Origin of the sequence: Kitasatospora sp. NPDC088160 (assembly GCF_044741445.1) — a bacterium.
Taxonomy (GTDB): domain Bacteria; phylum Actinomycetota; class Actinomycetes; order Streptomycetales; family Streptomycetaceae; genus Kitasatospora.
Map to the genome: position 1 here is coordinate 122,091 of NZ_JBIUSS010000009.1, position 10,369 is coordinate 132,459.

11 protein-coding genes are annotated in these 10,369 nt (G+C 72.2%); 1 reads left to right on the top strand and 10 read right to left on the bottom strand.

Going from position 1 to position 10,369, the window contains the following annotated elements:
- Window positions 1-164: 164 nt before the first annotated feature.
- A complete protein-coding gene (locus ACIOGZ_RS15765) occupies window positions 165-809 on the top strand; it encodes a response regulator transcription factor (protein ID WP_363623133.1) in 645 nt (214 codons plus the stop codon).
- A gap of 44 nt (window positions 810-853) precedes the next feature.
- Here the strand turns inward: ACIOGZ_RS15765 and ACIOGZ_RS15770 are convergent, their stop codons facing one another.
- The 10 genes from ACIOGZ_RS15770 to ACIOGZ_RS15815 all read right to left on the bottom strand — a co-directional run bounded on the left by ACIOGZ_RS15770 (window position 854) and on the right by ACIOGZ_RS15815 (window position 10,326).
- A complete protein-coding gene (locus tag ACIOGZ_RS15770) occupies window positions 854-1,498 on the bottom strand; it encodes a response regulator transcription factor (RefSeq protein ID WP_063348719.1) in 645 nt (214 codons plus the stop codon).
- The gene (locus ACIOGZ_RS15775; RefSeq protein ID WP_363623135.1) at window positions 1,462-2,781 is read right to left on the bottom strand and encodes a histidine kinase; all 1,320 of its coding nucleotides are present in this window, start codon (window positions 2,779-2,781) and stop codon (window positions 1,462-1,464) included. The genes ACIOGZ_RS15770 and ACIOGZ_RS15775 overlap by 37 nt, the downstream gene beginning before the upstream one ends.
- A gap of 164 nt (window positions 2,782-2,945) precedes the next feature.
- Window positions 2,946-3,434: a MaoC family dehydratase gene (locus ACIOGZ_RS15780; RefSeq protein WP_363587392.1), complete on the bottom strand. Its 489-nt coding sequence runs from the start codon at window positions 3,432-3,434 to the stop codon at window positions 2,946-2,948.
- Between the two features lie 167 nt (window positions 3,435-3,601).
- On the bottom strand, window positions 3,602-4,633 hold the full coding sequence (gene sbnB / locus ACIOGZ_RS15785) for a 2,3-diaminopropionate biosynthesis protein SbnB (RefSeq protein ID WP_400803872.1): 1,032 nt from the start codon (window positions 4,631-4,633) through the stop codon (window positions 3,602-3,604).
- A 62-nt stretch (window positions 4,634-4,695) separates the two neighbouring features.
- Complete coding sequence (locus ACIOGZ_RS15790; protein ID WP_363587388.1) at window positions 4,696-6,396, bottom strand: NAD(P)/FAD-dependent oxidoreductase; 1,701 nt, start codon at window positions 6,394-6,396, stop codon at window positions 4,696-4,698.
- Window positions 6,397-6,407: 11 nt separating this feature from the next.
- A complete protein-coding gene (gene fabG, locus ACIOGZ_RS15795) occupies window positions 6,408-7,136 on the bottom strand; it encodes a 3-oxoacyl-ACP reductase FabG (RefSeq protein WP_400803867.1) in 729 nt (242 codons plus the stop codon).
- The gene (locus tag ACIOGZ_RS15800) at window positions 7,133-8,254 is read right to left on the bottom strand and encodes a beta-ketoacyl synthase N-terminal-like domain-containing protein (RefSeq protein WP_363587384.1); all 1,122 of its coding nucleotides are present in this window, start codon (window positions 8,252-8,254) and stop codon (window positions 7,133-7,135) included. The genes fabG and ACIOGZ_RS15800 overlap by 4 nt, the downstream gene beginning before the upstream one ends.
- A 2-nt stretch (window positions 8,255-8,256) precedes the next feature.
- On the bottom strand, window positions 8,257-9,525 hold the full coding sequence (locus tag ACIOGZ_RS15805; RefSeq protein WP_363623147.1) for a beta-ketoacyl-[acyl-carrier-protein] synthase family protein: 1,269 nt from the start codon (window positions 9,523-9,525) through the stop codon (window positions 8,257-8,259).
- Between the two features lie 61 nt (window positions 9,526-9,586).
- A complete protein-coding gene (locus ACIOGZ_RS15810) occupies window positions 9,587-9,835 on the bottom strand; it encodes an acyl carrier protein (RefSeq protein ID WP_063348726.1) in 249 nt (82 codons plus the stop codon).
- A 287-nt stretch (window positions 9,836-10,122) separates the two neighbouring features.
- Window positions 10,123-10,326, bottom strand: coding sequence for an MbtH family protein (locus ACIOGZ_RS15815; protein WP_350882087.1), 204 nt, complete (start codon window positions 10,324-10,326; stop codon window positions 10,123-10,125).
- Between the last annotated feature and the right edge of the window lie 43 nt (window positions 10,327-10,369).

Here is a 10,369-nt window from a genome sequence, read left to right on the forward strand (position 1 = left end):
CTGTCGCCGTCGTCGAGCCCCGGATCAGTGTCGAAACCGGTGAACCCGCCCACACCGCAACCGAGATGGCGACCGTCGCGAGGAACGCCGCGCCAACTGGGCGTCCGATCCTGGCCAGTTGATTTGTCATGTGCTCGGATGCTACCCCGTGCGAGGATCAGCCCATGACGACACGCATCGTGATCGCTGACGACCAGGCAACCGTGCGGGAAGGCTTTCGACACATCCTCGACCTGCAACCGGACATGGAGGTGCTCGCGGTCGCGGGCGACGGTGACGAGGCGCTCGAGATCGCGCGGACGCTGCGGCCGGACGTCCTGCTCGCCGACATCCGGATGCCGCGGATGGACGGGCTGGAGCTGACCCGCCGGCTGGCCGAGGAGAGCCCGGGCGTACGGGTCGTCATCGTCACCACCTTCGACCTCGACGAGTACGTCCACTCGGCGCTGAAGGCGGGCGCGTACGGCTTCCTGCTGAAGCGTTCCGGTGCGCCGCTGCTGATCGAGGCGGTGCGCGCCGCCGTCGAGGGCGACTCGCTGATCAGCCCGCAGATCACCACCCGGCTGCTGCGAAGCCTGGCCGGCCCGAAGCAGAAGAAGGCGCCCAAGGTCGAGCAGTTGACGCCGCGTGAGCTCGAGGTCGCGCGGCTGGTCGCGGACGGTCTGACCAACTCCGACATCGCGGAGGCGCTGTTCATCTCGGCCGGCACGGTGAAGACCCACATGACCCACGTGCAGCGGAAGCTGAAGGTGAACAACCGGGTCGGTATCGCGGCCTGGGTCTGGGACTCGGGCGCCCGCCACGGCTGAACCGGCCGCTCGCGGGCCGGCGGAGGCGGGCGGGGTGGGGCGGGTTACTGGTCGAGGTAGGCGAGGACGGCGAGGACGCGGCGGTTGTCGCCGTCGGTGGGGAGGAGGCCGAGCTTGGTGAAGATGTTGCTGATGTGCTTGGCGACGGCCTTCTCGGTGATGAAGAGGCCCTGGGCGATGCCGGCGTTGGAGCGGCCCTGGGCGAGCCATTCGAGGACTTCGCGTTCGCGGTCGGTGAGGCTGCCGACGTTCTCGTCGCGTTCCTTGCGGACGAGGAGCTGGGAGATGACGTCGGGGTCCATCGCGGTGCCGCCGTCGGCGACGCGGCGGATCGAGTCGAGGAACTGGGAGCCGTTGGTGACGCGGTCCTTGAGCATGTAGCCGACGCCGCGGCCGCCGCTGGCGAGGAGTTCGCGGGCGTAGAGCGGTTCGACGTACTGGGAGAGGAGCAGGACCGGGAGGTCGGGCATGGTGCGGCGGGCGGTGAGGACGGCCCGCAGGCCCTCGTCGGTGAAGTTCGGCGGAAGCCGGACGTCGACGACCGCGACGTCCGGCTGCTGCTCGGTGAGGGCCGCGAGGAGGTCGGCGCCGTTGTCGACGGCGGCCACCACCTCGTGTCCGTAGGCCTGGAGGAGGCGGATCAGGCCGTCCCTCAGGAGGAAGTGGTCTTCGGCGAGGACAATACGCACGGAAGCTCCATCGTCACCATGGTCGGGCCGTTGACGGGGCTGTTCACGGCCAGGACTCCGTCGAACGTGCTGAGTCGTCGCTCGATGCCGCGCAGGCCGGTGCCCCGGGTGGCGTCGGCGCCGCCGCGGCCGCTGTCGGTCACGGTGATGCGCAGCATGCCGTGATCGTAACGGATGTCGATCCAGGCCCGGTCGGCGCCGGAGTGCTTGGCGACGTTGGTGAGGATCTCCGAGATCGCGAAGTAGGCGGCGGACTCGACGGGCATCTCGGGGCGTCCGGGCAGGTCCACGACGACCTCGGTGGGGACCGGGCAGACCATGGCCAGCGCCCGCACCGCGTCGGCGAGTCCGCGGTCGGCGAGGACCGGCGGGTGGATGCCGCGGACCAGGTTGCGGATCTCCTCCAGGGCCTTGGAGGAGGACTGGCGGGCCTCGATGAGCAGGGCCCGGACGGCCTCCGGGTTGGTCTCCAGCAGGTGTTCGGCGGCGTCCAGGGTCATGCCCATCGCGACCAGGCGGGCCTGGGCGCCGTCGTGCAGGTCGCGTTCGATCCGCCGGATCTCGGCCATCTGCGTGTCGACGGCGGTGCTGCGGGTGGTGGTGAGGTGCTCGATCCGGCTGGCCATCAGTTCCTGCTCGCTGGGGGCGAGCATGGAGTGGGTGTACCGGGCGTGCTTGCGGATGGCGCGGGGGGCCATCCACAGGGCCAGCGGCAGTTGCAGGACGCCGAGGACGCCGGCCAGCACCGCGGTGGCCTGGCCGTCGATCGGGATGAACTGGTACCAGAGGCCGTCCCACTGGGTCGACAGCGGGACGCCGAAGAAGGCCAGGAAGATGCCCCAGAAGCCGCTGAGCAGGACGGCGATCGGCATGAAGGCGAGGAAGCCGCCGACGATCGGGTCGGTGAGCACCCAGGTGAACTCCCGCTTGGTCTGCGGGTCGCTCATGATCCAGCGGTAGCGGGCGACGGCTCCCGAGGCGCCCTCGGGGGCGGCCGGCAGGCCGCTGGGCGGGCCGGGGATCTGCACGCCGGACCAGCGCTCGGACAGGCCGCGCTGGCGGGCGGCCAGTGCCCGGACGCGCTCCATGGCCCGCGGCACCAGGCCGAGGCCGGGGCCGACCAGGGAGATCGCGCCGGTGACCCCGAGCGAGCGCCCGAAGGCCGCGACGGACATCCAGCAGAGGGCCAGCGCCCGCCGCAGTCCGGTGAATCCGGCGGGGACGGAGAATCCCCTGATCTCGACCGCCGAGGGGCTTCCCCCGAGCTTCATCGTGCGGTCCATGGCCCGCTCCTCTCTGGTGCCGTTCGCTGTGCCCCGGCCGTGGTGGCCGTGTGACCATTCTGGCGGGGGCGGCGCGGCGAAATCGGTAGTAATAACCCCCCTCTTGCACGACCGGAGGGGGAGGTTCTTCTACCTGGCGGCGGCGGTGACGTCGGCGGGCGGGCTCAGAAGCCGTCCGATGCGCCCTCGGCGGTGTCGGGGGCGGCGACGAAGAGGGACAGGGTGTCCGCCACGCAGGCCGCGTGCTGCTGGCCCTCGACCTCCACCGTCATCCGGACCGCGGCCAGGTGGCCCATCGGGGTCTCGCGGACGCTGGTGACCTTGGCGCCGCCGCGGACCCGGGCGCCGACCGGGACCGGGCGGGGGAAGCGGACCTTGTCCAGGCCGAAGTTGACGCCCAGTTCGACGTTGTGGATCTCGAAGATCGCGCGCATCATCGCGGGCAGCAGGCCGAGCGTCATGTAGCCGTGGACGATGGTCCCGCCGAACGGGCCGGTGGCGGCGCGCTCCGGGTCCACGTGGATCCACTGGAGGTCGCCGGTGGCGTCGGCGAACTGGTCGACGCTGTGCTGGGTGACGTCGAGCCATTCGCTGTAGCCGAGGTGCTCCCCGGTCGCCCCGGTGAACTCGGCCAGGTTGGCAAAGGATCTCATGCGGGTGATTCTGGGCGGCCGTCCATGGCGCGGACAAGGCGTCGGGGGGCCGGGGGGCCGTTCGGTCAGCGCGGCGTCAGTTGGCCGTCAGCGGAGGGGGCGGGAAAGGCCGGAGGCCCGCCGGCGCCGGGAGCGCGGGCGGGCCTCCGGGACGGGGCGGGGAGGGCTCAGCCGTAGCGCTTGAGCTCGTGGAAGAAGTCCGGGACGGTGTGCAGCTGCCCGGCCGCGAGGACGCGGTCGTAGACGTGCTTGGCGACGGCCATGTCGAGCACGCCGAGGCCGAACGGGGAGAAGACCACCGGCCGGTCGGACGGCGGGGTGATCGTGCCGGTGAGCACGTCGTAGAGCGTGCCGGCGACGAACTCGCGGTGGCCGACGCGCTGTTCGGCCAGGTGCGGCGAGGTGCCGGCCTTCATGCAGTGCTCGATGTCGTCGACGACGTTCCACGAGTCGAGGACGATCTCGGGGGAGAGGTCGCGCAGCGAGACGTGCAGCACCAGTGGGTTGTGCGAGAACCACTGCGGGTCCGTCACGTGCGGCTCGCCGGCGACGGTGGCGAAGACCACCAGGTCGCTGGAGCGGATCAGGTCCTCGGCCTTGTCGTGGACGGTGATCTCCACGCCCTCGCCCTCGGCCCGGCGCAGGTAGTCGGAGAAGCCCTCGGCGTGTTCGGCGGACAGGTCGTGGACGCCGGCCGCGGTGAAGTCGAAGCCGTTGGCGGCGAGGTAGGTGTGCACGTAGCGGGCGATCAGGCCGACGCCGAAGAAGCCGACCCGGGTCGGGCGCTCGCCGCGGGCGTCGGCGAGCCGGGCCGCCGCGAGGGCCGCGGAGGCGGCGGTGCGCGCCGCGCTGATGATCGAGCTCTCCAGGCAGGCGAACGGGTAGCCGGTCTCGGCGTCGTTGAGGATCAGGACGGCCGAGGCGCGCGGCAGGCCGGCCGCCACGTTGTCCGGGAAGCTGGAGATCCACTTGATGCCGTGCACGCCGACCTCGCCCTTGACCGAGGCCGGCAGCGCGATGATCCGGGAGGACGGGCGGTCGGGGAAGCGCAGGAAGTACGAGTCCGGGTTGACCGTCTGCCCCTCGCCGTGCAGCCGGTACGCGGCCTCGACCGTGGCGACGACCTCGTCCTCGTGCCCGTTGAGGGCCTCGTGCACCTGGGCGCCGGAGACCACGGCGAAGGGAGGTACCTGATTCATGGGAACAGTGCTCCTGGTCGGAGGGGTGAGGATCGGAGGGTGAGGAAACGGAGGGGGAGGGGTCAGCCGATGCGGGCCAGGCCCTTGGCACGCTGCCGCGCCCGCCCGCGCGAGACCACCAGCGGGTCCCAGTCCGGGCCGCGTTCGGGCAGCCGGGAGGGGTCGCCGAGCACCGCGCCGCCGAACACCTCACGCAGCAGCGCGCGGCCGATGATGTCGGAGGCGGCGGCCATGCCGCTGTTCGCGACCGCGGCGATGCCGCTGCCGTAGCGCACGCTCTGGCCGACCACGTACAGGCCCTCGACCTCGGTGCGCACGTCCGGCCGCTGGCTGGAGCCGCCCCAGCTGGCCATGCCGTACGGGGTGCCGCCGGTGGCCCGGATGTAGCGCTCGTGGGTGAGCGGGGTGGCCGTCTCCAGGTGGGTGACGCGCTCCCGGAACGGGCCGATGACCTTCTCGGCGGTGGCCAGCATGACCTCGGTGAGCTGCTGCTTGCGGGCGAGGTAGGCGGCGTTGCGGCGGTAGGGCTCGCCGTCGGCCGGGCCGCTCTCCAGGCCCCAGAACCCGTAGCCGGGCGGCAGGCCCGTCATGAGCTGGAAGTTGCTGTGGCCGGGCGGGCAGACGGCGGCGGCGCCCGGGTCCTTGAGGGAGGCGAAGGAGAAGGTGAGCGCCGGCACCGAGTCCATCGAGCCGTCCCGCGCGTACCGCTCCAGCATGGCGGCGTGCGCGCCCTCCATGTCGTCGCTGTCGTGCCACCAGAGGTTGGCGTTGGGCAGGCCCGGCAGTTCGGTGTCGAGCCCGATGTACACCGAGACGAAGGAGCCGCGCATGGTTGCCGCGCGGGTGCGGGCCACCACCTCGGAGGGGAAGGCGTCCTCGCCGCCGCACAGGTCGAGGACGGTGCGCCGGTAGTCCGCGTTGGAGATGACCAGCGGGGCCGAGACCCGCTGCCCGTCGGTGAGTTCGACGCCGGTGGCGCGCCCGTTCTCGATCAGGATGCGGCGGACGTCGCAGCGGGTGCGCAGTTCGCCGCCGTGCGCCTCCAGCGCCTCGACGAACGCGGCGACCATCGCCTGGCCGCCGCCCTCGGGGTAGTACGCGCCGCGCAGGTAGTGGTCCATCATCGAGGCGTGGTGGGCCAGGCTGATGCCGTCGGGCATGGTGCCGTAGTTGCCGGCCTGTGCCGCGAGCAGCGTGCGCGCCTTGGCGGAGAGGCCGAAGTGGCCCAGGGCGTCGGCGAAGGTGCGGCGGGACCAGCGCATGGTCTGCGGGGACTTGCGGAACAGGTCGACCAGGGAGACGCCGTTCAGGCCGGCGCGGGTCGAGCCGGCCACGTTCTCGGCGAGTTCGAGGAAGCCGGCGATCCGGTCGGCCTCCTCGGGCAGGGCCTGCCGCAGCCGGTCGCGGTAGGCGTCCCAGCCGGCTGGCACGTCGACGGTCGCGGTGGGCGTGATGATCCGGTCGAAGCCCTGCTCGTTGTCCATCGGCCGGAACCGCACCCGGTCCAGGACGCCGAGGCCGGCCAGGATCGCCGGGAAGTGCCCGTCGGGGCCGCAGTCGCCGAGGTAGTGCGTGCCGACGTCGAACTCGTACTTGCGCCGGCGGCGGAACACGTGCGCGTTGCCGCCGGCGATGTCGTGCTGTTCGAGGACGAGGACGCTGCGCCCGTCGGCCGCCAGGTAGCCGGCGGTGGTCAGGCCGCCGATGCCGCTGCCGACGACGATCGCGTCGTAGTGGTCGCGCAGTCCCTGGGCCCCCTGCATGCGTGCTCCCATCAGAACGTGCCGCCGCCGTGGATCTCGAAGACCGACCCGCTGATGTAGGCGGCGCGGTCGGAGAGCAGGAAGGAGACCAGGTCGGCCACCTCCTCGGGCTTGCCGGCCCGGCCGAGGGCGACGTTCTTCAGCATCCGCTCGACCGCGGCGTCGGACATGTCGCCGACCATGTCGGTGGCGATCAGGCCCGGCGCGACCACGTTGGCGCGCACGCCGCGCGGGCCGCACTCCTTGGCGAGGGACTTGGTGAAGCCGATGATGCCGGCCTTGGACGCGGCGTAGTTGGCCTGGCCGAGGTTGCCGTAGATGCCGGACACCGAGGACAGGTTGACGATCGATCCGCTGCGGCGCTTGCTCATCGCGAAGGCGGCGGCGCGGCACACGTGGTACACGCCGTCCAGGTTGGTGCGCAGGACCTGGTTCCAGTCGTCCTCCGGCATCAGGATGACCGGGCGGTCCCGGGTGATGCCGGCCGAGGTGACGGCGGCGTCCACCGGGCCGACCTCGCGCTCGGTGCGGTTGTACCAGTCGCGGACCTGCTCCGGGTCGGCCACGTCGCACTGGGTGGCCGTGATCCGGGTGCCGAACTCGCCTGCCTGCTTGGCGAGTTGCTCGGCTGCCTCGGCGTTGGAGCGGTAGCAGAAGGCGACGTCGTAGCCGTCCTGGGCCAGGCGCAGCACGATGGCCTTGCCGATGCCCCGGGACCCGCCGCTGACCAGGGCGATCACGCGTGCTCCCCGAAGAGTCTCAGGACGGCGCAGCCCACCGCGCCGTCACGGTCGACGGCGGACACCAGGGCGATCCGGCCCCGGGCCGCCGGGTCGGTCCCGGCCACGCCGAGCACCGCCTGGATCTGGAAGGACGCGGAGGCCGCGCCGGTGTCGCCGAGCAGTTCCATGGACGGGACCCGGCCCAGTGCCTCGGCCGGCAGCAGCGCGGCGAGCGCGTCGTACTCGGCCCGGCCGGCCGCGGTGGGCGCGGCGCACGGGACGGCGGCCCAGACCTCGTCGGCGGTGACGCCGGCGCGGGCCAGGGCGCGCTGCACGCACGCGGTGACGGCGGCCTTCGGGTCGTCGTCGATGTCGACGCGGGTCTCCACCGCGAGCACCGCGGCGAGCGCCGGGCGCTGGGCGGTGCCGGCGTGCTCGACCACGAACAGGCCGCAGCCCTCGCCGAGCAGCGGCGTGGAGTCGCCGGCCGCGACGGCGGTGTGCTCGATCCAGGCGTGCGCGGCGGAGAACTCCTCGGCGGAGCCGACCAGGTACTTGGTCGCCCGGCCCTGGCCCATCAGGCGCCGCGCGTAGTTGAGGGCGAGCAGGCCGCTGACCCGGCCGCCGGCGACGGTGGTGTTGGGGCCCTTGAGGTCGTGCCGGATGGCGGTGGCGCCGGCGGCGTGGTTGAGGCTGCCGAAGGGGATGCGGCCGGCGTCGACGTGGAAGGGCAGCGCGTTGGTGTAGGACTGCTTGAGGAAGTTGGTGACGTTCTCCAGGCTGCCCATCGAGATGCCGAGGACCACACCGGTGCGGTCGTCGGTCTCCACCACCCGGTTGCCGTCGGCGTCCTTGAGCAGGCCGTCGGAGGCGACCAGGGCCAGCGCGGTGAGCCGGTCCATCTTGGCGGTGCCGGTGGGGCCGAGCAGGCCCTTGATGTCGAAGCCGGGCACCAGGCAGACGTCGGGCGACGGCAGCGTGCCGAGCGCGGCGTCCGCCTTGACGGCGGTCTTGGCGCCGGCGCGCACGCCGGACGCGAAGTCCTGGCGGGTCAGGCCGTACGGCGACACGGCCGACCAGCCGGTGATGACGAGTGTCTCCGGCGGCAGGGCCGCCGGGGTGGCTGCGGTGGTCATCGTCAGACTCGCTCTCCGTACGTGCCCAGAATCAGGATGGCGTTGTTGCCGGCGAAGGCGCTGGAGTTGTTCTCCACGATCCGGACCTCCGCGTCGACGGCCTGGTTGGGCACGACGTCCAGCGGGCAGTCGGGGTCGGTCTCCACGTGGTTGATGGTCGGCGGGATGAACTGGTGCTCGATGGCGAGGCTGCAGGCGATCGCGCCGAGCGCGCTGGCCGCGCCCATCGAGTGGCCGAGCATCGACTTCACCGCGACGGTGCGCGGCGGTGCGTCGCCGTACACGTCGACGATGGCGGCCGACTCGGTCTTGTCGTTGGCCTTGGTGCCGGTGCCGTGCGCGGAGATGAAGTCGATCTCGTCCCGCTCGACCCCGGCGTCGTCCAGGGCGAGCCGGATGCCGCGCGCGATGCCGTCGCGGTTCGGCGCGGTCGGGTGGGCGGCGTCGCAGCTGAGGCCGTACCCGAGCACCTCGGCGTAGATGTGCGCGCCGCGGGCGAGGGCGGACTCCAGGCTCTCCAGGACGAGGATGCCCGCGCCCTCGCCGGTCAGGATGCCCTGGCGGTTCCTGTCGAACGGGCGGACCACGTCCGGGGTGAGCGCGCCGAAGCGCTTGAACAGCGCGAAGGCCTTGCGGCAGACGGCGTCGGCGCCGCCGCACAGCGCGATGTCGACCTCGCCGGAGCGGATCGCGTCCAGTCCGTAGCCGATCGAGTAGTTGCCCGCCGCGCAGGCGGTGGTGATGGTGGTCGGCTCCACGTTCGGCATCCGCAGCTCGCGGGCGATGACGGTGGTGAGCCGGCCGGCGTTGATCCGGCGGGACAGCACCGGGTCCATGGCCCCAGGGTCCCCGGCCGCGAGCTCCTGCTCGACCAGCACGCCGATGTCGTGCCCCTCGCCGTCGGTGGTGCCGACGCTGATGACGGCCTGGCGCTCGCCGAGGTCGGCCTCGGTGAGCCCGGCGTCCTCCACGGCCATCCGGGCGGCGGCGACGGCGAACTGCCCGGCGCGGCCCATGTCGTCGAGGGGGACGTTGCGGATCCAGCGCTCCGGCTCGAAGTCGGGGACCTCGCAGGCGATGTTCTGGCCGAACCCCTCGGTGTCGAACCGGGTGATCGGCCGCGCACCGGAGCGGCCGGCCCGCAGCCCCGCGGTGTACTCCTCGACACCCGTGCCGATGCTGGAGATCGCCCCGAGGCCGGTGAGGACGACCCGGCGGCGGTCGGCCGGCACGCCGGCGCGGGGTGCCGCTGGTGACTGTGCGGTGGACATGGGACTCCTTAAGCAGTGGGATGCCTGCGGGCGGGGGTTCCGGTCCCGGAACCCGCCCCGATCACCAGCCGGCGGCCGTCGCGGTCACCTGGTACGTGGCCTCCACGTTCACCATCTTCGGCAGCTCGTTCATGTCGATGACGATGGAGTACTCCATCTCCAGGGCGCTGAGCACGTCGATGAGCTTCAGCGAGTCGGCGCCCAGCTCGTCGACGAACAGCGCGGTGTCGGCGAACTCGGTGTGCACGTCGATGTTCTCGGCGATGATCTCGCGGATCCGGGTGAGACGCTCCGGCGCTACCGTCGTCATGCTCGTTTTCCTCCGTTTTCGCGGGCGCCCTGTGGGGGTGCCCTGGGGTGCCCGGAAACCGGGCCTCTGGGCAGCAAATTAGTCAGGCCCGATGACGGGTCGATGACGTCCAACTGACCGCTCACTGACGGGTCCTGGCGGGGTGTCGCGTGCCTGGTGGGGAGGGGTGTCGGGGACAAAACGGCCGCCCGCCGCACCGTCGGGCGAAGGCCCTGGGGGTGCGGCGGGCGGCGGGGTCGGAGCCGTCCGGCGGCGTTCTTCCGGATTCCGGGCGCGGGCCCGGCCGGTCAGCCCTGCTGCTGGAGGCTGAGCGGGCGCATGTCCGTCCAGCTGCCCTCGATGTGGGCGACGGCGGTGGCCCGGTCGGTGGCCTCCAGGGTCACCGACCAGCCCTCCGGGACGGCGGCGAAGGACGGCCACAGGGAGTGCTGCCCCTCCGCGTTGACGAGGACGAGGAAGGTGCCGTCTTCGCGGTCAAAGGGGTTCGCCATGACTGTTCTCCAGGTCTCGGGATCTCGGGACGTGCCGGGTTGA